Source organism: Paenibacillus sp. VT-400, assembly GCF_001029205.1.
GTDB lineage: Bacteria > Bacillota > Bacilli > Paenibacillales > Paenibacillaceae > Paenibacillus > Paenibacillus amylolyticus.
Genome location: NZ_LELF01000067.1, coordinates 3,468,672 through 3,492,716, shown reverse-complemented (window position 1 = coordinate 3,492,716; position 24,045 = coordinate 3,468,672). Strand labels below are relative to the sequence as shown.

Genomic DNA, 24,045 nt, shown 5'->3' with positions numbered 1-24,045 from the left:
TTACCGATGGAAAACAAACGAGTAAATAAGTTGCGTGAAGCCATGCGTGAGCATGAACTCACTGCAATGCTGATTACAAACCCGATTAACCGTCGTTATATGACGGGTTTTACAGGCTCGGCGGGATATGTGCTGATTACGGAACAGGATGCATATCTGCTGACTGATTTCCGTTATATGTCACAAGCGCCTCAACAAGCCAAAGGATTCACCGTTGTGGAGCATGGAGCCAAGCCGATGGATACAGTGCGTGAACTACTGGCATCCGCAAATATCAAAGAAGTGGGCTTCGAGCAGGATAGTGTCACATTTGGCACGCATTCCGCTTATGCTGAAGCACTTCAATCTATCGAACTGAAAGCTGTATCCGGGATCGTGGAACAACTTCGTATGTTCAAGGATGAAGATGAGATCGCGGTTATGCAGAGAGCAGCAGATCTGGCGGATGCCACGTTCAGCCACGTTTTGCAGTTTGCAAAACCAGGTATGACGGAGCGTGAAGTGGATCTGGAGATGGAGTTTTTCATGCGCAAGCATGGAGCAACGTCCTCTTCGTTTGACACCATTGTAGCATCGGGTGAACGTTCTGCTATGCCTCACGGTGTAGCGAGCAACAAGGTCATCGGACAAAATGAGTTAATTACATTTGACTTTGGTGCACTTTTGGACGGATACTGTTCAGATCTGACACGTACCATTGCAATAGGTACACCTGTACCTGAACTGCGCAAAATTTATGACATTGTACTGGAAGCTCAGTTACATACGCTGGAGAACCTGAAACCGGGCATGACCGGACGGGAAGCAGATGCATTGGCTCGTGATATCATTGCAGGTCACGGATATGGAGATCAATTCGGACACAGCACAGGCCACGGTCTGGGTATGGAAGTTCACGAAGCTCCTCGCTTGTCCAAGCTTAGCGACGATGTATTGAAACCGGGTATGGTCGTTACCGTTGAACCGGGTATATATATTGACGGGCTTGGCGGCGTGCGTATCGAGGATGACGTAGTGATTACCGAGACGGGTATTCATATTCTCACGAAGTCGGACAAGAAGTTCACCGTAATCGGCTAAATTACAGCCACAGGGATATAAGACGATTTTTAATGTGTTATTTAAATTGAAAATAAGAAATTTCACCATAACGGAGAGTGCAGAACCAATCTGAAGAAGCGAAGCGTTCGCCTTTATCACCGGATTTTCCCATTGATAATGGGATCAAAAAAATCTGGGGATAACAGCGATCGGAGGATGGTACTGCACTCGAAGTGAACGAGGTGGTCATTCTTGGGCTCATTTTACATATAACATTAACCCATCGTCTTATATCACCTACTTTTTAACCATATCAGGAGGGATTTTTTGTGATTTCAGTAAACGATTTTAAAACAGGCTTGACCGTGCAAGTAGATAACGATATCTATACCGTGCTTGATTTCCAACACGTTAAACCAGGTAAAGGCGCTGCCTTTGTACGTTCCAAATTGAAAAACCTGCGTAACGGTAACACCGTTGAAAAAACATTCCGTGCAGGCGAAACGATTGGTCGTGCCATCATCGAAAACCGTGGCGTATCCTACCTGTATGCAAGCGGTACAGAGCACACGTTCATGGATAACGAAACATATGATCAGTTCACATTGACTAGTGATCAACTGGAATGGGAATTGAACTTCCTGAAAGAAAACATGGTCGTTAAGATCGTTAGCTACCAAGGAGAAATCCTCGGAATTGACTTGCCAACAAGCGTTGAGTTGAAAGTCATCGAGACTGAGCCAAGTGTTAAAGGTAACACTGCACAAGGCGCTACCAAAAATGCAAAAGTGGAAACAGGCCTGAACGTACAGGTTCCTTTGTTCATCAACGAAGGTGACGTTCTCCTGATTGACACACGTGAAGGTAAATACTCTTCCCGTGCGTAACTTTCACAGCTTGTAAACTAAAAAAGGTTATTAACAACCCTTTGCCATTCCTTTGGCAGAGGGTTTTTTCGAAAAAAGATTAGCCTATCAGGCGCTTTCGTAATATACTGGGTTAAAGTCATTTCTCGTAGAGAATAATGACGATGGACATTAATTATGCATACTGCACAAGGTAGGGAGTGGATTTGCGTTGTCATTGTACGTCATGAAATTTGGGGGCAGCTCGGTCGGAGATACAGAACGCATGAAGCGTGTAGCCGGACGTGTTGTAGAAAAAGCTGATGAAGGACATCGGTGTGTAGTTGTGGTTTCGGCCATGGGGGATACAACAGATGATTTGATTGATCAGGCAAAACAACTGAATAGTGATCTGCCTGCTCGTGAGATGGATATGCTCTTAACGACAGGAGAACAGATTTCGATCTCTTTGTTATCGATGGCTATTCAAGCGCTTGGACGTAAGGCAGTATCGTTTACGGGCTGGCAAGCGGGATTCCGCACAGAGCCGGTTCACGGAAAAGCACGTATTCATGATATTCAACCTGACCGTGTGAATGCAGCACTTGCCGAGGGCAACATTGTTATTGTTGCAGGCTTCCAGGGCATGACGGAAGACGGCGAGATCACAACGCTCGGTCGTGGTGGTTCGGATACAACAGCTGTAGCGCTGGCGGCAGCGATTAAGGCTGATGCGTGTGAGATCTATACGGATGTAGACGGAATCTATTCTACGGACCCGCGGATCGTTAAGGTTGCGCGCAAGCTGAAGGAAATATCGTATGACGAAATGCTGGAGCTCGCTAATTTGGGAGCAGCGGTGTTGCATCCGCGTGCAGTAGAGTACGCGAAGCATTCCGGTGTACCTTTAATCGTAAGATCCAGCTTTAACCATAATGAAGGAACGGTTGTGAAGGAGGAAGCAGCAATGGAACAAGGCGTAGTGGTTAGTGGTATTGCCTATGACAAAAACGTGGCTCGCATCAGTATTCTGGGTGTGCCGGATGTACCTGGAGTTCTGGCCGAAGTATTTGGTGCGCTTGCATCCAATCAGCTGGATGTGGACATTATCGTTCAGAGCGGAGTGATGGATGGCAAAGCGGACTTCTCGTTCTCTGTGGCGCTGTCTGATCGTGAGAACGCATTACGTGTCATTGAAGGCCTTCACAGCCGCTTGCCTTACCGTGAAGTTACATCTGAGGAGAACCTCGTTAAAATCTCCATTGTTGGCGCAGGCATGGTCAGTCATCCTGGTGTAGCTGCGAAGATGTTCAAAGTCATTTCCGCTGAAGGCGTGAGTATCAAGATGGTGAGCACTTCCGAGATCAAAGTATCTTGTGTTATTGACGGAGATAAGCTGCATGACGTTATTAAGGCATTGCATACAGCATATGATCTCGACACTGCCGAGCAAGCCGTTATCGGTGGACCTCAAGATCGCAGATAAGTATCTTCAATGTATGTAAATTAGCAAAGGTGTACTGTTGCCAACGGGCAGCAGTACACCTTTTTTTGTTTTTCTCATGGCAATTCTCACATCAACTTGAACATCTTTCCGCCGCGTATGCCTCTATAGGGCTGCATGCGGTTCCCCTCCCCCATCTCGGGAACACAATCCAGCAGGTTTAATTGAGAACAATACGAAATATCATGAACTCTGCCTAACTTTTCAAGCCTCCGCCCGCTAACAGACCCCTGCACCAACTCCGGGATGCTCTCCTGACATTGGGATACCGCCTGATGAAGCACTATGCCGAGATCGTTAAGTTGGAGGGGAGAACAGGATTGACGGTGCAGTTCATCGATGATACATCCAGCACACAAGCCGTCCTCCAGAGCAAATTCATCCTGGTTCCCCGCACACAACAGCAATACATCTCGTTGAAGTTCACATAGAGCTGCTGCAACAGCCTGCACATTGAGAAATGAACCAGCAAATACATGTTTCCCCTTGGAAGCCTTGATCAAAGCTCGTGTTCCATCGGTTGTGGTTAGAATGATTGTTTTATCTGCAATGCCTGCAGTCATATATTCATAGGGGGAATTCCCCACTTCGAATCCGGTGATTTTTTTGTCAAAACGCTCCCCGCCTCGAATGCAATCTTTCACTTCCATTTGTTTGGCTTGTGGAACGGTCTCTACGGCAATCACAGCCGAAGCGTCATACGCCAGAGCCGTAACAATCGTACTGGTCGTACATAATACATCAATGACAACTGCACTTCGCCCTGCAATATCAATGGTACGTACTTCATTCACATTGCCTACGACATCAACTCGCACTCCCCACAACTCCTTTCTGTATCTGGGGATCGGTAGTTCTGTTTTGAACCGGAATGGAACTTACCTATCTGCAATTACTATATGCATGCACATCTAGACGGGTGCCTAGAACAGAAGGTGGATCTATGGTTTCAACTCTCAACCGCATTCTGAAGAATTGATAGATTTCAGCGTCATAAATTAAATGTACAGGCATAAACTTGAGATATGAACAAGCGCCAGAAGTGTGAACCAAATGATCTCAAGGTTGGAGGAGCCTACTCATGAAGGTGAACTGGAGGGAACTTTTTCCGGAACCGATCCGAACCATTCTTGGAAGAATGCCACCCGCTCTATTGGAACAAGTGGAGGAAGTACGTATTCGTGAAGGCAGACCCCTGGAGATTAATGCAGGCAACACATACCACTTCCTGACACCTCAAGGTTGTCCGACCGGGAATCCTGAAGAAGCGTATGTTCCTCAGAAAGAAGTGACGCACAGGTTGCTGGACCTGATCAGTAACCATTCACTTTATACATTGGAAGAGGAACTGCGCAAAGGGTTCATCACCATACCTGGGGGACATCGAATCGGGCTTGCTGGACGAACGGTACTAAGCGGTGGGCGTGTCGAATACTTGCGTGACATCAACGGGTTTAACGTTCGCGTAGCCCGTGAGGTACATGGAGTGGCTGATCGTATCCTTCCTTATCTTCTCGATATGAAGAGTGGACAGGTCCTGCACACGTTGATCCTATCACCACCACAACAAGGGAAAACGACGTTGCTGCGAGATCTGGCGAGACAAATTAGTAGTGGTACAAAGCTTACAGGGGGAACTGAACTGGTTCAGGGAATACGTCCACGTCTGAAAGTGGGCATTGTCGATGAAAGGTCCGAAATCGCTGGTAGCTACAAAGGAGTACCTGGCTTCGACGTAGGTCCCCGAACAGATGTGATGGACGGTTGTCCGAAGGCTGAGGGCATGATGATGATGCTTCGCTCCATGTCGCCCGATGTCCTGATTGTGGACGAGATCGGTCGTCCGGAGGATGCCGAGGCGGTGATGGAAGCCCTGCATGCAGGAGTCTCAGTGATTGCGACTGCGCATGGCCGTGACCTATCGGAGCTGTCGGCCAGACCCGCCCTCAGAACCTTAATTACGGAGCAGATGTTTCAACGTTATGTCCAGCTGCAACGGACGAGCCGGGGCATGACCTTTCGGCTGGCTGATGGCAAAATGCGTGGGTTGCAACAGACCGGGGCAGGAGGTGAAGCCTTTGGTTAACATGTTTGGTGCGGTAATTATTCTGTTAGCCAGCACCCTCGCCGGATTTTACAAGGCCAGACAGTATGCATTAAGACCGAGACAGTTGCGAGAACTCATTGCAGCCCTCCAGCGACTGATGACGGAGATTAACTATGGGCTCACTCCACTTCCCGATGCCATGGGCAAGATGGGAGCACAGACCAAAGAACCTGTAAAGACGTTGTTTCTTCATGCAGCTACACAGATGGAACCTCCTCATGGACTCACTGCCCGGGAAAGTCTGCAGTCAGGCGTGGATCTGGCGTGGGGAAGATCGGCCATGAAGGCTGACGAGAAGGAAGTGATGCTGCAATTAAGCTTCAGCCTTGGCACAAGTGACCGTCAGGATCAGACCAAACATATATCGTTAGCCATTCAACAACTAATGCATGAGGAATCCCGCGCCCAGGCCGATCAAATGAAATATGAACGAATGAGCCGAAGCCTCGGGATGCTTGTCGGAGCGTTAATCGTCATTCTGATCTTCTGAAATAGCCGGGATAGTGAGGTGCCAAGGTCATGAATCTAGAAGTGAACGCAATCTTTCAAATTGCGGGTATCGGAATCATCATCGCCATGATTCACACGGTACTGAAACAAATGGGAAAGGAAGATATGGCTCACTGGGTGACCGTAATCGGATTTGTCGTTGTATTGTTCATGGTGGTCCGTATGCTGGACAGCCTGCTACAAGAGATCAAATCGATATTTCTTTTTCAATGAAAACGGTCATGAAGCCGGATGGTGGTGACCTGTGGAAATTATCCAAGTTGTAGGTTTGGCGCTCATTGCAACAGTGCTTATTCTGGTCATTAAGGAACAGAAACCGATGTTTGCCTTTCTGATTGCTGCCGCGACCGGCATTGTCATCTTCATGTTGTTGATTGGCAAAATTGGAGCAGTCATCGAAGTGTTGAAGCGGCTTGCCGAGAATTCAGGCATGGAAAGTATTTATCTGAAAACGGTGCTGAAAATTATTGGCATAGCGTACATCGCTGAATTTGGCGCACAGATTGTCAGGGATGCAGGCCAGGAAAGCATTGCGTCCAAGATCGAATTGGCTGGTAAGGTACTGATCCTTGTACTTGCTATACCGATCATCAGCATTATTATCGAAACCGTCATGAAGCTGATGCCGGTGTAGAAAGGGCGTGCGGACTTCATATGAAATCAATGCATCATAAGCCGCAGTGGCGCCTTACGGTTGTGCTGATGCTCTGTTTTCTGTTTGGTATCCTGGGACAGGTTACTGCAACCTCGCCTTCCGGTGAGTGGATGGAGCAGCAGGCCGATCAGCTTCCCAAGGATCAGGTGGAGAAATACTGGGATCAACTGATGCAACAATACGGTGGTTTCTTCCCGGATGGGAAGACCCCTTCCTTCATGGATATGTTAATCCCCGGCAATGAAGGGTTCAGCCTGAAATCGGTGTTTGTAGCGATAGGAACCTTCATGCTGCATGAAATTTTATATAATGGCAAACTTCTGGTCACGATTGTGATGTTAAGTGTACTCAGCATGATTCTGGAGACACTTCAGACTGCATTTGAGAAAAATAATATTAGCAAAATCGCCTATTCCATCTGTTATATGGTCATCATCATTATTGCGATTAACAGCTTCAGTGTGGCGATTGGATACGCCAAGGATGCCATAACCGGCATGATCAACTTCATGATGGCCATGGTTCCCTTGTTATTCACACTGCTTGCGTCCATGGGTAATGTCATCACCGTCTCGGTGACACATCCACTCATCATTTTCATGATTCATCTGGTGAGTACGTTGATTCACTTGCTGGTATTCCCGTTACTCTTCTTCTCAGCAGTTCTGCATCTCGTCAGTTCATTGTCTGACAAGTACAAGCTGACACAGCTGGCAGACCTCCTGCGCAATATTAGTGTGGCACTGCTGGGTATCCTGCTGACGATGTTTTTGGGTGTAATCTCGGTTCAGGGAGCATCGGGCTCCGTAGCGGATGGAGTTAGCCTGAAGGCCGCCAAATACATCGCAGGCAACTTTGTCCCTGTCGTGGGCAGAACATTTGCGGATGCGACGGATACGGTAATTACAGCTTCTTTACTTGTCAAAAATGCAATTGGACTCACCGGAGTGATCATCATTTTGTTTCTATGTGCCTTTCCGGCACTCAAGATTCTGGCTCTTGCCTTGATATACAACGTAACTGGTGCCATTATGCAACCGCTAGGAGACACCCCGATTGTAGGATGCCTCCAGGCCATCGGCAAGAGCATGATCTACGTATTTGCGGCGCTGGCAGCCGTCGGGCTGATGTTTTTCCTGGCCATTACCATCTTGCTGACCGCGGGCAATCTGACTGTCATGATGCGCTGAATGTATGTTGGCAAGAAAGGGGGTGGAAAGGATGGGGTGGCTGAGCAACTGGCTCCAGGATTTGATTATGATCGTTCTGCTGGCGACTTTTGTGGATATGTTGTTGCCCAATCGATCCATGGAACGTTATGTCAAGCTTGTGCTGAGCCTTCTCATCCTGCTGACCCTTTTATCACCCATAACCAAGCTGCTCAAAAGTGATCCGGTTGGCGAACTGAAACGGGCAATGTCTGCAATGGATGCTCCATCGAATGGGAATGCGACACTCGAACAGATATTAGCTCAGGGCAAACGGCTACAATCCAATGAACAGGAACAATCCTTACAATGGACAGCCAAAGAACTGGCTAATGTGATGAAAGGTCAGATTGAAGAAACAACAGGAGCCAAGGTGCGGTCCGTAGAAGTACAGCTGACCATGAGTAAATATGAAACGGAGATGGAAGCTGCCTCATCAGTCGAACTGCCTGTGATCCAGCGTGTGTTGGTCGAGATGGCCGGAGAGGGTGTAGAAGGAGAAGTGAAGGCAGGGAAGCAAGAAGTCGCTGCTAACACACAACCCATATTTGGAACAGACACAGAAGTCGATAAGGGTAAATCACATCAAATACAGCAGCCCATCCAGATCGGTCAGATTGAAGTGCCTGATGTTCAGATTGATGTGAGTAGAGGGCAACGTGATGGAAATGAAGCGTCTTCGGAGCCTGTTATACGTGATCAAGCAGATGAGACGAAGCAGCAAGGTGAGACATCCACAAGGTCCGAACATGCGGTGCAGATTATTACATTGTTGACTGAAAAGTGGGATGTTGATGCAAACAACGTTCAAGTGACAGAACCAAAAAGTGCTGAAGTGCTCTGAGAAGGAGGGTGTCCGATGAAACAATGGTTCAAAAAGATGGAAACCTGGATGGGTGGAGGAGAGGGTGGGGCAAGGCGAAGTCAAACCTTCCGCTGGCTGATTATCCTGGGTTTGATCGGGGTGGGAATCATGCTGTTCAATTCCTTCGTCAATGTCAAAAAAATTGATTCCGAAAATATCGGTCGGGAACCACCGGACCCGGCAACATCCATGGCATCCATACAGAGTGATCCGTCGGAACAGAATCCTTTTCAGGCGATCGAAATTGCATTTGAAGACAAAATCAAAGGTGTGCTGGAAAACATTGTTGGTGTGGGAACGGTTGATGTGATGGTTACCGTGGATTCCACAGAAGAATTGGTCGTTCAGCGGAACGTGAAGGATTCTCAGCAACTTACCGAAGAAACCGATGCTAGCGGGGGCAAACGGCATATGACGCAATATACCCGTGATGGCGAGATTATTACTTACGAAATAGCAGGGGATCAGACACCTATAGTGACCAAAAAGCTCAAACCGCAGATCCGTGGGGTGCTTGTGGTTGCGAGGGGTGCAGAGAACAAGGTTGTGAAGGACCTGATAACCGATGCTGTGGAAAAAGGACTGAATGTGGCAGCCTACCGGATCTCGGTTGTACCGCGCAAACAAGACTAATCTGATGTGTTGAATCACAAGATTCAATTCTCATAAGATTGAAGCCAATTTGAGGAGGAAGTTCTAATGAATAACAAACGTCAAACGGTATGGCTCGTTTCCATGCTGAGTCTGATGGTCATTTTGTCCGCGTATTATCTGTTCACTGAGGATTCCGGTCCAGTCAACGCGCCGGTGGCTGACAGTCAGCAAGTGGATGGAATCAAGCAGGGGGAAGCAAAGGAGACGGCAGGCATTCTTGATCCTACAGAAGGTTTGGTTGTAAATGAAGTGGTGAATAGCGGCGAAGTTGAAAGTGATCCAAGTGCGGCTGGCGCTGTGGAGGAACCATCGGCTACGGAAGGTAAAGAAGCTGGAAATACAGAGAAAACACCTGCTGTCGAACCAGGCGAAAATAAGGGTGAGGCAGGTAAAGAAACCAACAAAGAGACCGACAAAGGCGCAACAACTACACCGGAGACAGACGGTCAGGCAGGCGGCACTGCAACCAAGACAGATGAGGAAGTCCTCAAGGAAATGGAAGAGCAGAATACGACAGCATCTGCGAGTAGCCAGTTCCAGAACTACCAGTGGCAACGTGAGGAAAGCAACAATCGTAAGTATGAGGAACTGATGACCGTGGCAGGTGATTTGAGCAAAACGCCAGAGGAGAATGCCAAAGCAACCGAGCAACTCCGTACACTGGAAGAAAAAGAAGCTAAAATCACTGGCATTGAGGAGACGCTCTCTCAACAGTACGCTAATGCGATCGTTCAAGAAGATTCCGACAAGTATAAAGTTGTGGTCCTCAGCGACAAACTGGATGTAAAACAGGCGGTATCCATTGTGGATCTGGTCATGAAAGAATTGGCGGTTTCACAGAACAAAATCAGCGTGCAATACGTCACAGAACAGTAATCCAAATCATGGAAATGCAGTCCCGGGAGCTGGTTGCACTCTCGGGCTCTTTCCATTTTTAATGATTATGATATAATACATAAAGCCATATGACCGTCCTAGTGAGACTGGCATGATGCCGAAGGAGTGAATAATGGAAATGTTTAAATTGAGTGAAATCAAAGAACTGATTAAACTGGTAGATGAAAGTTCCGTTCAAGAGTTGGAAATTGAAAATGAAGGATCACGGTTATCAATCCGCAAACCGGGCAAAACGGAGTATGTTCAAGCAGCTGCTGTGCAACCGCAAATGATTGCTGCTCCGCAAGTACAGCCGGCAGCAGTGGTAAGTGAAGCTGCACCGCAGGTCGATACTACAAGTCATTTACATAAAATTGTATCTCCGATGGTAGGTACTTTTTACAGAGCTTCCTCGCCGGAAGCGGGTCCTTTTGTGAGCGCTGGTGATAAAGTTGTTGAGAAAACAACGGTATGTATCATCGAAGCTATGAAGCTGATGAACGAGCTTGATGCGGACATCAAGGGAGAAATCGTTGAAGTGCTGGTTGAGAACGGACAGCTGGTCGAGTATGGGCAGCCCCTTTTCCTGGTGAAACCGGAATAACCGTTATAGCTGGTTAACAGCTAACCGCATGAGCTTCGAAGGAGGACAAAACGAAATGAAATTTCAAAAAATACTGATTGCGAACCGTGGAGAGATTGCGGTACGTATTATTCGTGCCTGCCGTGAAATCGGTATCTCAACGGTAGCCGTCTACTCGGAAGCGGACAAGGATTCTCTGCATGTTCGTCTTGCAGATGAGGCTTATTGTATCGGACCGACACTGTCTAAGGACAGTTACCTCAACTTCACAAACCTGATGAGTGTAGCTACGCTGACGGAATGTGATGCAATCCACCCTGGATACGGTTTTTTGGCGGAGAATGCTGATTTTGCGGAAATTTGTGAGTCTTGCAATATTACATTCATCGGGCCTTCACCCGAAGCCATTACCAAAATGGGAGACAAGGCTGTTGCCAAACAGACGATGAAAGATGCAGGAGTACCTGTTATTCCTGGATCAGACGGCCTTGTTGAAAATATGGATGAAGCCATCATGATTGCTAGAGATATCGGATATCCTATCATTATCAAAGCTACTGCTGGTGGCGGAGGTAAGGGAATTCGTATTGCCGAAGATGAAGAAACGCTGATTAAGCAGATTACCGCTGCTCAGCAGGAAGCACAGAAGGCATTTGGCAATGCAGGTGTATATCTGGAGAAATTCCTGACAGGTATGAAACACGTGGAAATTCAGATCATTGCTGATAAACACGGAAATGCAGCACATTTGGGAGAGCGTGATTGCTCGGTTCAGCGTCGTCGCCAGAAATTGGTAGAAGAAGCTCCGTGTCCGATTCTCTCCGAAGATGTGCGCACACTGATGGGTGAAGCTGCGGTACGGGCTGCCCTTGCTGTGGATTACTCGGGAGCGGGTACATTGGAGTTCCTGCTCAGCCCGAATGGCGAGTTCTATTTCATGGAGATGAATACGCGTATTCAGGTAGAGCACCCGGTGACTGAGATGGTTACTGGCGTGGATCTGATCCGTGAGATGATCTCGGTAGCTGAAGGCAACCCACTCTCATTCCGTCAGGAAGACGTGGTTATCAATGGCTGGTCCATTGAATGTCGTATCAATGCAGAAGATCCGGACCGTAACTTTATGCCATCACCAGGCAAAATCGGATTCTACCTTGCACCGGGAGGACCTGGCGTTCGTGTAGATAGTGCTGCTTATCCGGGTTATACCATTTCACCTTTCTATGACTCCATGATCGCAAAATTGATCGTGTGGGGAGCGAATCGTGAAGAGGCGATTGCCAAGATGAAACGTGCGCTTGGGGAATTTGCGATTGAAGGCATATCTACAACTATTCCTTTCCATCAGAAATTGCTGGAGCACCCAACGTTCATTCGCGGTGACTTTGATATCAAATTTCTTGAGGAAAACGAGATTTAAAAGGTATATTGGGCTTGTTTGTCATAATGTAGCCCAAATGATATAGTATGAATAATAAGAGCGCATGTCTCCTGCAAAGGATAAGCCCGCACCTCGCGGATGTTTGCAGGAGTTCCGGTAAAGCCGGACCGGAAGGGTTCTGAAGGTTGATTAACCTGAGTCCAGCGCCCTGACGGATGGCCGCAAACTTATCTCGCGAAAGGTGTGTTGAACAGTTATGAGTACACTACCGACTGAATTTGAACGAACGGATATCGGTGAAATCCAGATCGCACCTGAAGTTATTGAAGTGATTGCTGGATTGGCGACCCTTGAAGTGAAAGGTGTTGCAGGCATGAGTGGCGGATTCGCTGGCGGATTTGCTGAATTGCTTGGTCGCAAAAACCTTTCCAAAGGCGTTAAAGTTGAAGTGGGCCAACGTGAAGCTGCAGTTGATGTTTCCGTAATTATCGAGTACGGATACCGTCTGCCACAAGTAGCTACGGAGATTCAACAGAACGTGAAACGTTCCATCGAGAACATGACAGGATTGAATGTGAATGAAGTGAATGTGCACATTCATGACGTTCAGTTCAAGAGCACCGAGAAAGTGGAAGAGATCGACCTGAACAGTCAGCGCGTAAAATAAAAGAAGACAGATTCCCCCGGCATCATCTGCCGGGGGTTATCCCGTCTTGGACAGGTCTTCATTATAGCGAAAGCTAGATGAGGATCTGATTTTTTGCTAGTGAACAGGTTAAGTCATGTTAGTGAGCAAGGGAGGCTGTGCAGTTCGTGGCTAAAATACTGGATCGGCTTCTGTTGTTTATATACAGCATAAGCGTTGGAGCAATATCGGCAGCCGTCATTCTTCTGATTAGCGGTGTGCTGCCTTACGAATTGAATTACCAGCAGGAACAAAACGTTATTGTTGCGTCGGTTATTGCAGCAGCGATTTTGTTTATCCTGAGTTTGCGATTTTTCTACATCTCGGTTCGGCGTGAGCGTGCATCGTTGCCGTCTGTAGATCAACGTACTGAGTTTGGTGATGTACAGATTTCGATGGAGACGATTGAGAATCTCTGTTTGAAGGCAACTTCCCGTTTCCGGGGAGTACGTGATGTCAAGGCACGCATACGTGTGGTTGAGTCAGGACTGGAGATTATGATCCGTGCAGTAGTGGATGGTGAGACACCTATTCCTGCGCTGACTTCTGATCTGCAAAAGGCGATACATGATCATGTACAAGAGATTACGGGCATCCCGGTTTCTTTTGTCACGGTGTATATCGCTAATGTAACCCAGTCGCCTAACTACAAGAGTCGAGTGGAATGAGGTGAGTTTCACTGATGCTGTGGAAAGAGATTTGGGATAGTCACAGAGGCCGAATTACCGGAATTGTCGGAGGCATCTTTTTTGGATTTCTTTATGTATGGATCGGTTTTTGGGATATGTTGTTCTTTGCACTCTTGGTGTTCATCGGTTATACGTTAGGCAGACGAAGCGATTCGAAGCTGGGTTCGTCCATTCCCTGGAGGGAGTGGGGGCAATGGCTGGGCGATCGCTGGCGTCCGTTTAAGTGACCTACCTGAACCCTGCAATATGTTTCTTCCGAAAATAGAACTGTAGTTTAGGTTGCCCGTTTTTTGGAGGATACGTATTGCAGGTTTTTTTGTGAAAAGGGATAACAATAACAATACCGTGGAAGTCATCGATCAATCCAATACAGGATTTGATGAGATGGTTGCATGGATTATAAAATAAGCATGATGACGCTCCAGACGGAGCGCTGCAGGAGGCAGGACATGAAAAGACGTTTGGCAAGGGAAATTGCAGTACAAAGTCTGTATCAGATGGAAATGAATGAGGTAGGTGCAGCAGAAGCTGTAAACATGTTAATCAATGAAGCTGCTGAAGATAATGAAACCGAAGTAGTTATTCGCGATGCAGATGTAATGCGCACGTATGTTACTGAGATTGTACAAGGAGCCTGGAACAATAAGGAAGCCATTGACGGGCTACTTGTGGATTATTTGAAAGGTTGGCAGATCAGCCGTCTATCACGTGTAGATCGCCAGATTCTACGACTGTCCACGTATGAAATGGTGTTTCGTGATGACATTCCGGCAAAGGTATCAGTCAATGAAGCGATTGAACTGTCCAAATATTTTGGTACAGAAGAATCCGGTAAATTCGTCAATGGTGTACTTGGACGCATGATTCAGGAAGTTGACGCGATTAAAGCAAAATTATCTTAAGTTAAAATTAATTATAGTGTGTGTTCAAAAAGACCGGTTTTCAGTATCCTTCGTAATCAAAAGCGGGCTTTTTGAACAACCTCTAAATTTATATTCACATAAGGGAGAGAGAGTACAATGACAGCATCTATTATTAACGGTAAAGAAGTATCCCAAGAGATCCGCGCAAGCATGACAACAGAAGTAAAACAGCTTAGCGAACAGGGGGTAGTACCCGGTCTGGCTGTTGTGCTCGTCGGGGAAGATCCGGCATCCCAAGTCTATGTGCGTAATAAAGAAAAAGCATGTCACGACCTCGGTTTCTACTCCGAAGTGCATCGCTTGGATGCAGAGACGTCCCAAGAAGATCTGCTTGCGCTGGTGGACAAGCTGAACAATCAACAATCCATTAACGGAATTTTGGTTCAACTCCCACTACCGAAGCATATCGAAGAGAAAGCGGTCATTGATGCAATTGCCGTGGATAAAGACGTAGACGGGTTCCATCCAGTCAATGTTGGTAATCTTGTTATTGGGGACGATAGTCTGCTTCCATGTACCCCAGCGGGTGTAATTGAACTGATCAAACGTACTGGATTGGAAATGTCCGGTAAACATGCGGTAGTCATCGGAAGAAGCAACATCGTTGGCAAACCGGTATCGCTGTTGCTGCAACGTGAGAATGCAACGGTAACGATGTGTCATTCCCGCACAGTCAACATGAAAGAAATTACACGCCAGGCGGACATTCTAGTTGTAGCCATCGGCCGTGCTAATTTTGTGGATGCTGATTTTGTGAAACCAGGTGCTGTTGTTATCGATGTCGGCATGAACCGTTTGGAGAATGGCAAACTGGCAGGAGACGTTGATTTCGAGAGCGTGAAAGAAGTTTCTGGTCCAATTACACCCGTTCCAGGCGGTGTTGGTCCGATGACAATTACAATGCTGATGCAAAATACATTGATCGCTGCCAAGCGCGCTCACGGATTGGCCTAGGGTTTTGTCTGTGGCAGATCAAAAGATCTACTCCATCAAAGACCTGAACCGATACATCCGGATGAAACTGGAATCGGATCAGGTCCTGTCGGACGTCTGGCTGCGCGGGGAGATTTCGAATTTCACACATCACTCCAGCGGCCATATGTATTTTACATTGAAGGACAAGGACAGCCGGATCAAGTCAATTATGTTTGCGTCCCATAACCAGCGATTACCCTTTGTACCGAAGGAGGGTGCAAGGGTTATTGCCCGTGGTAATGTCTCGGTGTATGAACGGGATGGGCAGTATCAATTCTATGCTACCCATATGCAGCCGGACGGAATTGGAAGTCTGTATCTGGCTTACGAACAGCTGAAGAAAAAGCTTGAGGATGAAGGGTTATTTTCACCTTCTCGAAAAAGACAGATCCCTCGTTATCCACAGACCATCGGGGTTGTAACTTCACCGACGGGAGCGGCGGTGCGAGACATTATGATCACACTCCAGCGCAGATACCCTTCTGCCAAAGTTGTTTTATATCCTGTTCTGGTTCAAGGGAAGGGTGCAGCACCTTCCATTGTCAAAGCGATTGGCAACCTGAACCGGATGGGAGAAGCCGATGTACTTATCGTTGGACGCGGAGGCGGTTCACTGGAGGAGTTGTGGGCCTTTAATGAGGAGATTGTGGCAAGAGCAATAGTTGCTTCGGATATTCCTGTCATTTCTGCGGTTGGGCACGAAACGGACTTCACTATTGCTGATTTTGCAGCCGATTTGCGTGCGGCTACACCTACAGCAGCTGCTGAATTAGCTGTACCTAATCGAGCTGAGTTGCTTGATCAGATCGGACAACGTCAGCGCCAGTTACAGCACAGCTTACGTCAGCGTGCTGTACATAATCGTGAACGGCTCGCAAGATTACAGCGTTCGCCAGTGCTGGTGCATCCAAGACGTACCTTGATGCAGCACATAGAACGACTGGATATGATGCACCAACGTCTTTTGAGAACAGTCGATACACGTATGAAATGGACAGGAGAGAAGCAGGAGCGTCTGCGGGCAGCACTGCAACGATTCAATCCTCGTGAGCAGGTCAATGTAGCACGCCGTGAGAATGCGGCAGCACGCAGACAACTGGAACTTGCGATCAGGTCTATAGCCAGATCGAAGCAGCAACAGTGGAAATCATCTGTGCGGCATCTGGACGCGCTTAGCCCGCTCAAAGTCATGTCACGGGGATACAGCCTTGTCTATGATGAGCAAGAACAGCGATTGATCAAGTCAACGAAAGATGTACAGCCTGGAGATTCAATTAAGATTAAATTAACAGACGGACAGCTGGACTGTCAGGTTTGGGGAATGAAGGAGGACGACAATACCCATGGCGAATGAACCGGAATTGAATTTTGAAGAGGCAATGGCGGCATTGGAAGACATTGTAGGTCAGCTGGAGCATGGTGATGTTCCGTTGGAACAGGCCATCGATCTGTTTCAACGCGGGATGAAACTTTCGCAACTTTGCGGTCTGAAGCTGGAACAAGTGGAACGCAAGATCGAGATGATCGTAGAAGAAGATGGAGAGCTTCGCAAGAAGCCTTTTGGAACTGCTGACGATGAGAGCGGTGAAGTCCATGAGTAATCGTCCTTCGTTTCAAGCATATCTCGAAGAGGTCACAGCTGAGGTGACAGAAGCGTTGAAACACACACTTCCCGATCACTGGGATGTACCCCAGTCGCTGACGGATGCGATGCAGTACTCACTTATGGCCGGAGGCAAACGCCTTCGTCCTCTTCTGGTCGTTGCTGCGGCGGAAGCCTTCGGTGCACAGCGTACAGCTGCAATGCCGGTAGCCTGCGCCGTGGAGATGGTTCATACGTATTCACTGATCCACGACGACCTGCCTGCTATGGATAATGATGATTACCGCAGGGGAAAATTAACGAATCATAAGGTATATGGTGAAGCAACAGCCATATTGGCGGGCGATGCGCTGTTAACTCATGCTTTTTATAGCATTGTTCAAGCTGGTCGTCGCAGCGGTGTAGCGGCAGATGCGTTGCTGTCCATCGTAGAGGACATGTCCGAACTTGCTGGAGCAAGAGGTATGGTCGGCGGTCAAGTCGCGGATATGGAAGGCGAGCAAGGCATGACCGATCTTTCACAGCTCCAATATATCCATTTGCACAAAACGGGTGATCTGATTGTTTTCTCACTCATTGCTGGAGCACGAATTGGTGGAGCAACGGAAGGACAATTGGAAGCCTTACGTGTGTTTGGACGTGATCTGGGGCTGGCGTTCCAGATTCAGGATGATATTCTCGACCTGACGGGTGACGAGCAGAAGATGGGCAAGAAAACACAGAGCGATGTGAATCAGCAGAAGGTAACATATCCTTATTTTATTGGCATGGAGGCTTCTGTAGATGAAGTGAAATCCCTTACCCAATCTGCAAAAGACGCACTTGAAAGAGCCGAGTTACCTGATGCATCCAGATTGCTGGAAATTGCAGATTATCTGATGGGTCGAGACCATTAGATTCTGACGGAGAGGTCTGTTTCAAAACCTGTATAGCCGTGTAATGAATGTAATGTCCTTTTTCCGAGTAGATGGAAAGAGCTGTCCCGAGTGGATGCGGGAATACATATGGAGAAGAATTTTAAATAACTTGCTGGCGAGAATGCTCGTTATCGGGAGTATAGTGCAGTAAATTATGATTCTTGTTCTTTTATGTTATAATGATTTAATGTCATTTGATTCATAATGTATATATCGATTTACAACAATAACTAAACAATCTAGGAAAGCGGGGAGATTCTCGTGCTGCTTCCACAAATTAAACAACCCAGTGATCTAAAGTCGATGTCTCAGGATGATCTTGCCCTTTTGTCGGCAGAGATCCGGCAGTTTCTGATTGAGAAACTGTCTGTTACAGGTGGGCATCTCGCACCCAACTTAGGCGTGGTTGAGCTCACGGTAGCCCTGCATTACTGTTATAACAGTCCAGCAGACAAAATGATTTTTGATGTAGGGCATCAGGCTTATGTGCATAAAGTCCTGACAGGACGTATGGATCGCTTTGATACATTGCGTCAACATAACGGTCTGTGCGGGTTTGTCAAACGCAACGAAAGTGAACATGATGTATGGGAAGCTGGACACAGCAGTACTTCATTGTCCGCTGCGATGGGGATGGCCCTTGCACGTGATCTGAAAGGTGAGGACAACCAAGTCATCGCGATGATTGGTGATGGAGCGCTTACAGGTGGTATGGCTTTTGAGGCTCTCAATCATATTGGTCATGAGCAGAGAAAACTGATGGTTATTCTGAATGATAATGAAATGTCCATTGCTCCAAACGTTGGGGCCATGCATAAATATTTGAGCAAGATTCGTTCGGATCGTCATTATCTGAAAGCAAAAGATGATGTCGAGGGGATGCTTAAAAAAATTCCAGCTATTGGGGACCGTTTGGCCAAATCGGCAAGCTGGATCAAAGATAGTGTCAAATATATGATGGTACCAGGTGTTCTTTTCGAAGAACTGGGCTTCACGTATTTGGGACCGATTGATGGGCACGATATTCCCAAATTGATCGAAACCTTCAAACAGGCAGATAACGTTGATGGTCCTGTACTCGTTCACGTGCTCACGACCAAAGGCAAAGGTTATCAGCCAGCAGAAGCCGATTCGCACAAGTGGCACGGGATTTCTCCGTACAAAATTGAATCCGGTCAAGTGCTGAAGGCAGTCGGAAAACCGATGTACACGGAAGTGTTTGGTCAAACGTTAATTGATCTTGCGAAGCAGGATAAGCGGGTCGTAGCTGTAACGCCAGCAATGCCTACAGGATCAGGTCTTATTCCGTTCAGTAAGGAATTTCCCGATCGCATGATTGACGTAGGTATTGCAGAACAGCACGCGGCGACCATGTGTGCTGCACTGGCTATGGAAGGTTTGAAGCCGGTCTTTGCCGTGTATTCTACGTTTATGCAACGTGCTTATGATCAGATTGTACATGATATTTGCCGTCATAACGCCAACGTGATGTTTGCTATTGACCGTGCGGGGTTTGTTGGTCCGGATGGGGAAACACATCAAGGGGTATACGATGTGGCATTTATGCGCCATATTCCAAATATCGTTCTGATGATGCCAAAAGACGAAAATGAATTGCGTCATATGATGAAAACGGCGCTTGATTATAATGAAGGTCCAATTGCTTACCGTTATCCACGAAACAATGTGGTCGGTGTACCTTTGGATGATGTACTTGTTCCGATTCCAATCGGATCATGGGAGCAACTGCGTCCATCCGAGGGATATGCTGTCATCGCTTCAGGTTCGATGGTGCAGCTTGCAGAAGAAGCAGCAGAGATGGTGAAGCGGGAAGGTATCACAGCAGGCGTAATCAACGCTCGCTTCCTGAAACCTCTTGACGAGCAAATGTTGCGTGATTTAGCTGTTCGAGGCACCAAATTGATTGTACTTGAAGAAACATCCCAGGCAGGCAGCATGGGTAGTGCAGTTCTGGAGTTTTATGCAGAACAGGGACTACATGATGTTCATGTACAATTGATGGGGATTCCGGATCGCTTCATCGAGCATGGCAGTATTAAGGAACAACGTGAGGAAGTGGGTCTTACCGTTGAAAATGTATGTGCTGAACTGCGCAAGATGGCTGTTCAATCATCTTACGGCATACCCAAAACACGTTTTCCTTCGTAAATTTACATGATAGGAGACAGACATGTCACTCCCGAAAGAACGAATTGATGTTCTGCTGGTTGAGCAGGGCTATTATGAAAGTCGTGAGAAGGCAAAAGCCGCAATCATGGCTGGACTGGTATATGCCAATAATGAGCCGATCGAAAAGGCGGGCATGAAAATTCCAAGGGAAGCCGAGCTGAAAGTTAAAGGCTCGGTACATCCCTACGTCGGCAGAGGCGGATTGAAGCTCGAAAAAGCGATCCGTCATTTCGACCTTGATATGAATGGACTTGTCATGCTCGACATTGGTTCATCCACCGGTGGATTTACGGATTGTGCACTTCAGCATGGCGCATCTCACGTCTACGCTATTGATGTGGGCTATAATCAGCTCGATTGGTCTTTGCGTAATGATGAGCGGGTTACTGTTATGGAACGAACTAATTTCCGCTATGTGACTCCTGAAGATCTGACGGGACCCGTGCCGAACTTTGCGAGCATTGATGTGTCGTTCATTTCACTGCGAATCATATTGCCGCCACTTCTGGCTCTTTTGAAACAACCTGCAGATATCGTTGCATTGATTAAACCTCAATTTGAGGCAGGGCGTGAAAAAGTAGGCAAGTCCGGTGTGGTACGTGATACGAAGGTACACAAGGATGTATTGCAGACAATGCTTCATTTTTCCAGTCAACTTGGTTTACATCTGCAGAGTTTAACTTTTTCACCGATAACGGGTGGAGAAGGTAATATAGAATTTCTCGCACATTGGCGTCTGGAAGCACCAGAGGCAACACAACCAGAGATCGATCCAGCTTCACTTGACGCACTTGCGGAGCAAGTTGCAAAGGAAGCAGCTCATACATTTACGGGAAACTCATCATAAGATGGGTTTCTTTTCGCTGGAAAGGTGATTGACGTAAAGGGAAATCATTACTGAACCTCGAATATGTCTTCGAGGTGAGCGATAATGGATGGTCAATATGACACAATCTTTATAGGTGTACTTGCTGTCTGTTTGATCTTGTGGCTGTTCTTTGGCTTGCGTAATTGGGTGAACCGACCGACGCCGGTAAGCTTGTCTGGAATGCAACTGAACGTGAAGATTCAAGATTCCCCGGCCTTGGATTTGCTTGAAGCACAGGGCTACGAAGTCATCGGTGGGAAAATGAAAGTCCCTCTGGCTTTTGAGGCCAATGAATCCGTTTATTACAGCAGATTATTCATTGATTATGTTGCAGAACGTGAGGATCTCAGATACCTCGTGAAAACGTCTCGTCGCAGACAGCCAATCGATATGACCGGCCCTGCGCTAAGGGATCGCTTCCTCAATTATTTGTTGTTATATCCTGGCTGTGAAGGATTGCTGTACGTTGACGTGGAGGATTCCGATATTAAGTTAATCAGGCTCATGGACTATCAGGAAGATGTGTATGATGGGGATGATCTGGACTAATATAAAAGAATGAACATTGCAGGGCAAAGTCTGCGGCGAATTACAAATGCTGCTTTATTGCAATACATCTAACTGGAGGCATATATGAAAGGACAAAGGCACATCAAGATTCGTGAAATCATTAGTCAAAATGAAATTGAGACCCAGGATGATCTGGTTGAAGCACTACGCAAATCAGGTTTTCAGGTGACTCAGGCGACGGTATCCCGGGATATCAAGGAACTTCTGTTAATCAAGATTCCGATGGATGATGGAAGATACAAGTACTCTTTACCGACAGATCAACGATATAATCCGATTCAAAAGTTGAAGCGTGCACTCGTTGACAACTTCTTGCACATTGATCACACAAACAATCTGGTTGTGATGAAATGTTTGCCAGGAACAGCCAACTCCATTGCAGCTTTGCTTGATAATATTGAGTGGAATGAAGTCATGGGCACGATCTGTGGAGATGACACCATTCTGATTATCTGCCGGACTGAAGGTAACAGTGTGACCGTTATTGAGCGAATCATGGGTTATATTGCTTAAAGTAATGGTTCAAAAACATAATTTCTGAGTTAGTCATCCGGAGGTGTTTTTGCAGATGTTAGTTACGTTATCGATTCGTAATCTGGCTGTGGTGGAAGAAGTGGACGTTGTATTCCATCCGGGATTCCATGTACTTTCAGGGGAAACGGGTGCAGGTAAGTCGATTATTATAGATGCACTTGGCTTAATTGCTGGTGGACGAAGTTCAGCTGATCTGATCCGGTACGGATGTGAGAAGGCAGAGATGGAAGCCTTGTTCGAGATGGAGCAGAGTCATCCGGTATGGCAGACATTAGAGAAATTGGGTATCCATTGTGAGCCTGAAGAGCATTTGGTTATACGACGTGAGTTGAATACTCAAGGGAAGAGTACGTCCCGCATTAATGGGCAATTGGTCAATCTGACCATGCTGCGGGAAGTAGGCGAGAAGCTAATCAATATTCATGGACAACATGAACATCAGAGTTTGCTACGCGCTGAGAGCCATCTGGGGCTTCTCGATACTTATGGCTCGGAAGTCATCGGACCGATCAAAGCGAAGTACCAGGAGCGCTACAGCAAGTTTATCACGGCGGAAAAAGAACTGCGTGCCCTTCAGGAGTCCAGTCAGCGGGCATATCAACTCTTGGACATGTATCGCTTTCAGCTTGAGGAGATCGCAGCAGCAAGCCTTACACAAGGCGAGGATGAATTACTCGGGGAAGAACGGGTCAAACTATCCCATAGTGAGAAAATGATGGACAGTGTTGCTGGTGCATATGATCTGCTCAGTGGTCAACGCGGACTTGAAGCTGTGAGCATTGCTCTTTCAAGAATTGAAGACATTTCTGGATATGATAGCAAAGGACTGCAACCAATCGTAGAACAGCTACAATCTGCATTTTATCAATTGGAAGATGCGACATTTCAGTTAAGGGATTACCGGGAGAAGATTGAATTTAATCCGGCAAGGCTGGAAGAAGTGGAGCAAAGGCTGAATCTGATTTCTGGCCTCAGACGGAAATACGGGGACAGTGTTGAACTTATTCTGAGTTATTATGATCAGATTAGCCATGAAACCGACCAACTGGAGAACAAGGACGAACGGCTGGAGAAATTGCGAGCTGAACGTGACAAAATGCTTAACCTTGTGATGGAGTCTGCTGAAGAGCTCAGCAAGGTTCGCAAACAATGCGCCGAGGAACTTGCTGCACAGGTGGAAAGCGAACTCAAGGATCTGCAAATGGAGCGGACTACACTGCGTGTTCAAATTACTCCTTTCGAAGATCCAAAGGGGATTGAATGGAATGGACGTCGTATTCGTCTGAATCGTCATGGTGCGGACAATGCGGAATTCCTAATCTCACCAAACCCGGGCGAGCCATTACGACCACTTGGCAAAATTGCTTCAGGTGGTGAGTTGTCGAGAATGATGCTGGCGATGAAGAGTATCTTTGCGCGACATGACCGGATACCTGTGTTGATTTTTGATGAAGTTGATACCGGAGTTAGCGGTAGAGCAGCTCAATCCATTGCGGAAAAACTGTTCCGTTTGTCTTCGACTTGTCAGGTTTTCTCAATAACTCACTTACCACAAGTGGCTTGTATGGCAGATCATCAGTATCTCATTGAGAAACATGTCTACGATGGACGGACAATGACGCAGGTGGAATCGCTGTCAGACGAAGGCAGAGTGAAGGAATTGGCACGTATGCTGGGCGGCGTGGAAATTACAGAAAAAACGCTGCATCACGCACAGGAAATGCTGAATTTGGCGGAAGCCAAAAAAGGGTGAAACGGACGGCTGGCGTAATGATTGACAGTAATAAAAGCCTGGGGGCGAGGTTATCTTATAGGTACGCAATTGGCGACCACCTTTCGTCAAGCGAAAGAAGCAAAGGGAG

Annotated in this window: 27 protein-coding genes; 26 read left to right on the top strand and 1 reads right to left on the bottom strand. The window is 47.1% G+C overall.

Annotation, left to right across the window (positions count from 1 at the left end; all coding sequences use genetic code 11):
• The first annotated feature begins 6 nt into the window (after positions 1 to 6).
• The 3 genes from EL84_RS26090 (at position 7) to EL84_RS26080 (ending at position 3,372) form a co-directional block, all read left to right on the top strand.
• Complete coding sequence (locus EL84_RS26090; RefSeq protein WP_047843626.1) at positions 7 to 1,080, top strand: M24 family metallopeptidase; 1,074 nt, start codon at positions 7 to 9, stop codon at positions 1,078 to 1,080.
• A 290-nt stretch (positions 1,081 to 1,370) separates the two neighbouring features.
• Positions 1,371 to 1,928, top strand: a complete 558-nt coding sequence (gene efp, locus EL84_RS26085; RefSeq protein WP_017687580.1) for an elongation factor P — start codon at positions 1,371 to 1,373, stop codon at positions 1,926 to 1,928.
• A gap of 190 nt (positions 1,929 to 2,118) precedes the next feature.
• Positions 2,119 to 3,372 (top strand): aspartate kinase, encoded by a 1,254-nt coding sequence (locus tag EL84_RS26080; protein WP_047843625.1) that lies wholly within the window; start codon positions 2,119 to 2,121, stop codon positions 3,370 to 3,372.
• 86 nt (positions 3,373 to 3,458) lie between these two features.
• On the opposite strand, the gene EL84_RS26075 is transcribed toward EL84_RS26080, so the two are convergent.
• The gene (locus EL84_RS26075; RefSeq protein WP_047843624.1) at positions 3,459 to 4,208 is read right to left on the bottom strand and encodes a 2-phosphosulfolactate phosphatase; all 750 of its coding nucleotides are present in this window, start codon (positions 4,206 to 4,208) and stop codon (positions 3,459 to 3,461) included.
• A 263-nt stretch (positions 4,209 to 4,471) separates the two neighbouring features.
• Here EL84_RS26075 and spoIIIAA point away from each other — a divergent pair, with 263 nt between their 5' ends.
• The 23 genes from spoIIIAA to recN all read left to right on the top strand — a co-directional run bounded on the left by spoIIIAA (position 4,472) and on the right by recN (position 23,936).
• Complete coding sequence (gene spoIIIAA / locus EL84_RS26070; protein WP_036674989.1) at positions 4,472 to 5,476, top strand: stage III sporulation protein AA; 1,005 nt, start codon at positions 4,472 to 4,474, stop codon at positions 5,474 to 5,476.
• Positions 5,469 to 5,987, top strand: a complete 519-nt coding sequence (gene spoIIIAB, locus EL84_RS26065) for a stage III sporulation protein SpoIIIAB (protein ID WP_036614389.1) — start codon at positions 5,469 to 5,471, stop codon at positions 5,985 to 5,987. Before spoIIIAA ends, spoIIIAB begins: the two co-directional genes overlap by 8 nt.
• Before the next feature lie 29 nt (positions 5,988 to 6,016).
• Positions 6,017 to 6,220: a stage III sporulation protein AC gene (gene spoIIIAC, locus EL84_RS26060; RefSeq protein ID WP_017687585.1), complete on the top strand. Its 204-nt coding sequence runs from the start codon at positions 6,017 to 6,019 to the stop codon at positions 6,218 to 6,220.
• Between the two features lie 31 nt (positions 6,221 to 6,251).
• A complete protein-coding gene (spoIIIAD, locus tag EL84_RS26055) occupies positions 6,252 to 6,641 on the top strand; it encodes a stage III sporulation protein AD (protein ID WP_017687586.1) in 390 nt (129 codons plus the stop codon).
• A gap of 68 nt (positions 6,642 to 6,709) precedes the next feature.
• Positions 6,710 to 7,852, top strand: a complete 1,143-nt coding sequence (spoIIIAE, locus tag EL84_RS26050; RefSeq protein WP_397376270.1) for a stage III sporulation protein AE — start codon at positions 6,710 to 6,712, stop codon at positions 7,850 to 7,852.
• 31 nt (positions 7,853 to 7,883) lie between these two features.
• The gene (gene spoIIIAF, locus EL84_RS26045) at positions 7,884 to 8,714 is read left to right on the top strand and encodes a stage III sporulation protein AF (protein WP_047843623.1); all 831 of its coding nucleotides are present in this window, start codon (positions 7,884 to 7,886) and stop codon (positions 8,712 to 8,714) included.
• 15 nt (positions 8,715 to 8,729) lie between these two features.
• Complete coding sequence (gene spoIIIAG / locus EL84_RS26040; protein ID WP_036614381.1) at positions 8,730 to 9,368, top strand: stage III sporulation protein AG; 639 nt, start codon at positions 8,730 to 8,732, stop codon at positions 9,366 to 9,368.
• A 66-nt stretch (positions 9,369 to 9,434) separates the two neighbouring features.
• Complete coding sequence (locus EL84_RS26035) at positions 9,435 to 10,265, top strand: SpoIIIAH-like family protein (RefSeq protein ID WP_047843622.1); 831 nt, start codon at positions 9,435 to 9,437, stop codon at positions 10,263 to 10,265.
• Positions 10,266 to 10,404: 139 nt separating this feature from the next.
• Entirely contained in the window at positions 10,405 to 10,869 is a 465-nt protein-coding gene (accB, locus tag EL84_RS26030) for an acetyl-CoA carboxylase biotin carboxyl carrier protein (RefSeq protein WP_036614903.1), read from the top strand.
• A 55-nt stretch (positions 10,870 to 10,924) separates the two neighbouring features.
• Complete coding sequence (gene accC / locus EL84_RS26025; RefSeq protein ID WP_036614375.1) at positions 10,925 to 12,268, top strand: acetyl-CoA carboxylase biotin carboxylase subunit; 1,344 nt, start codon at positions 10,925 to 10,927, stop codon at positions 12,266 to 12,268.
• Between the two features lie 217 nt (positions 12,269 to 12,485).
• Positions 12,486 to 12,896 (top strand): Asp23/Gls24 family envelope stress response protein, encoded by a 411-nt coding sequence (locus tag EL84_RS26020; RefSeq protein ID WP_017687593.1) that lies wholly within the window; start codon positions 12,486 to 12,488, stop codon positions 12,894 to 12,896.
• Positions 12,897 to 13,042: 146 nt separating this feature from the next.
• Positions 13,043 to 13,582 (top strand): alkaline shock response membrane anchor protein AmaP, encoded by a 540-nt coding sequence (amaP, locus tag EL84_RS26015; RefSeq protein WP_017687594.1) that lies wholly within the window; start codon positions 13,043 to 13,045, stop codon positions 13,580 to 13,582.
• Positions 13,583 to 13,596: 14 nt separating this feature from the next.
• Positions 13,597 to 13,830: a DUF2273 domain-containing protein gene (locus tag EL84_RS26010; protein WP_047843621.1), complete on the top strand. Its 234-nt coding sequence runs from the start codon at positions 13,597 to 13,599 to the stop codon at positions 13,828 to 13,830.
• Positions 13,831 to 14,052: 222 nt separating this feature from the next.
• Positions 14,053 to 14,505: a transcription antitermination factor NusB gene (nusB, locus tag EL84_RS26005; protein WP_017687596.1), complete on the top strand. Its 453-nt coding sequence runs from the start codon at positions 14,053 to 14,055 to the stop codon at positions 14,503 to 14,505.
• A 117-nt stretch (positions 14,506 to 14,622) separates the two neighbouring features.
• A complete protein-coding gene (gene folD, locus EL84_RS26000) occupies positions 14,623 to 15,480 on the top strand; it encodes a bifunctional methylenetetrahydrofolate dehydrogenase/methenyltetrahydrofolate cyclohydrolase FolD (protein ID WP_047843620.1) in 858 nt (285 codons plus the stop codon).
• 10 nt (positions 15,481 to 15,490) lie between these two features.
• Entirely contained in the window at positions 15,491 to 16,855 is a 1,365-nt protein-coding gene (xseA, locus tag EL84_RS25995) for an exodeoxyribonuclease VII large subunit (protein ID WP_082219131.1), read from the top strand.
• Entirely contained in the window at positions 16,845 to 17,102 is a 258-nt protein-coding gene (gene xseB / locus EL84_RS25990; RefSeq protein ID WP_017687599.1) for an exodeoxyribonuclease VII small subunit, read from the top strand. The genes xseA and xseB overlap by 11 nt, the downstream gene beginning before the upstream one ends.
• On the top strand, positions 17,095 to 18,000 hold the full coding sequence (locus EL84_RS25985) for a polyprenyl synthetase family protein (protein ID WP_036614364.1): 906 nt from the start codon (positions 17,095 to 17,097) through the stop codon (positions 17,998 to 18,000). The genes xseB and EL84_RS25985 overlap by 8 nt, the downstream gene beginning before the upstream one ends.
• Positions 18,001 to 18,282: 282 nt before the next feature.
• Positions 18,283 to 20,190 carry a 1-deoxy-D-xylulose-5-phosphate synthase gene (gene dxs, locus EL84_RS25980; protein WP_036614362.1) on the top strand — a complete coding sequence of 636 codons (1,908 nt, stop codon included), beginning with the start codon at positions 18,283 to 18,285 and terminating at the stop codon, positions 20,188 to 20,190.
• A 22-nt stretch (positions 20,191 to 20,212) separates the two neighbouring features.
• Entirely contained in the window at positions 20,213 to 21,058 is an 846-nt protein-coding gene (locus tag EL84_RS25975; RefSeq protein ID WP_036614359.1) for a TlyA family RNA methyltransferase, read from the top strand.
• A gap of 84 nt (positions 21,059 to 21,142) precedes the next feature.
• The gene (locus tag EL84_RS25970) at positions 21,143 to 21,628 is read left to right on the top strand and encodes a hypothetical protein (protein ID WP_036614357.1); all 486 of its coding nucleotides are present in this window, start codon (positions 21,143 to 21,145) and stop codon (positions 21,626 to 21,628) included.
• A gap of 84 nt (positions 21,629 to 21,712) precedes the next feature.
• Complete coding sequence (gene ahrC, locus EL84_RS25965) at positions 21,713 to 22,162, top strand: transcriptional regulator AhrC/ArgR (protein WP_017687604.1); 450 nt, start codon at positions 21,713 to 21,715, stop codon at positions 22,160 to 22,162.
• 55 nt (positions 22,163 to 22,217) lie between these two features.
• Complete coding sequence (gene recN / locus EL84_RS25960) at positions 22,218 to 23,936, top strand: DNA repair protein RecN (protein WP_036614354.1); 1,719 nt, start codon at positions 22,218 to 22,220, stop codon at positions 23,934 to 23,936.
• The last annotated feature ends 109 nt before the right edge of the window (positions 23,937 to 24,045 follow it).

Excerpts from the sequence above, each read along its gene's own strand:
- EL84_RS26090 (WP_047843626.1), top strand. The coding sequence starts at position 7 with ATGGAAAACAAACGAGTAAATAAGTTGCGTGAAGCCATGCGTGAGCAT.
- spoIIIAA (WP_036674989.1), top strand. The coding sequence starts at position 4,472 with ATGAAGGTGAACTGGAGGGAACTTTTTCCGGAACCGATCCGAACCATT.
- spoIIIAC (WP_017687585.1), top strand. The coding sequence starts at position 6,017 with ATGAATCTAGAAGTGAACGCAATCTTTCAAATTGCGGGTATCGGAATC.
- spoIIIAE (WP_397376270.1), top strand. The coding sequence starts at position 6,710 with ATGCTCTGTTTTCTGTTTGGTATCCTGGGACAGGTTACTGCAACCTCG.
- spoIIIAF (WP_047843623.1), top strand. The coding sequence starts at position 7,884 with ATGGGGTGGCTGAGCAACTGGCTCCAGGATTTGATTATGATCGTTCTG.
- spoIIIAG (WP_036614381.1), top strand. The coding sequence starts at position 8,730 with ATGAAACAATGGTTCAAAAAGATGGAAACCTGGATGGGTGGAGGAGAG.
- EL84_RS26035 (WP_047843622.1), top strand. The coding sequence starts at position 9,435 with ATGAATAACAAACGTCAAACGGTATGGCTCGTTTCCATGCTGAGTCTG.
- accB (WP_036614903.1), top strand. The coding sequence starts at position 10,405 with ATGTTTAAATTGAGTGAAATCAAAGAACTGATTAAACTGGTAGATGAA.
- accC (WP_036614375.1), top strand. The coding sequence starts at position 10,925 with ATGAAATTTCAAAAAATACTGATTGCGAACCGTGGAGAGATTGCGGTA.
- EL84_RS26020 (WP_017687593.1), top strand. The coding sequence starts at position 12,486 with ATGAGTACACTACCGACTGAATTTGAACGAACGGATATCGGTGAAATC.
- EL84_RS26010 (WP_047843621.1), top strand. The coding sequence starts at position 13,597 with ATGCTGTGGAAAGAGATTTGGGATAGTCACAGAGGCCGAATTACCGGA.
- nusB (WP_017687596.1), top strand. The coding sequence starts at position 14,053 with ATGAAAAGACGTTTGGCAAGGGAAATTGCAGTACAAAGTCTGTATCAG.
- folD (WP_047843620.1), top strand. The coding sequence starts at position 14,623 with ATGACAGCATCTATTATTAACGGTAAAGAAGTATCCCAAGAGATCCGC.
- xseB (WP_017687599.1), top strand. The coding sequence starts at position 16,845 with ATGGCGAATGAACCGGAATTGAATTTTGAAGAGGCAATGGCGGCATTG.
- EL84_RS25985 (WP_036614364.1), top strand. The coding sequence starts at position 17,095 with ATGAGTAATCGTCCTTCGTTTCAAGCATATCTCGAAGAGGTCACAGCT.
- EL84_RS25975 (WP_036614359.1), top strand. The coding sequence starts at position 20,213 with ATGTCACTCCCGAAAGAACGAATTGATGTTCTGCTGGTTGAGCAGGGC.
- EL84_RS25970 (WP_036614357.1), top strand. The coding sequence starts at position 21,143 with ATGGATGGTCAATATGACACAATCTTTATAGGTGTACTTGCTGTCTGT.
- ahrC (WP_017687604.1), top strand. The coding sequence starts at position 21,713 with ATGAAAGGACAAAGGCACATCAAGATTCGTGAAATCATTAGTCAAAAT.
- recN (WP_036614354.1), top strand. The coding sequence starts at position 22,218 with ATGTTAGTTACGTTATCGATTCGTAATCTGGCTGTGGTGGAAGAAGTG.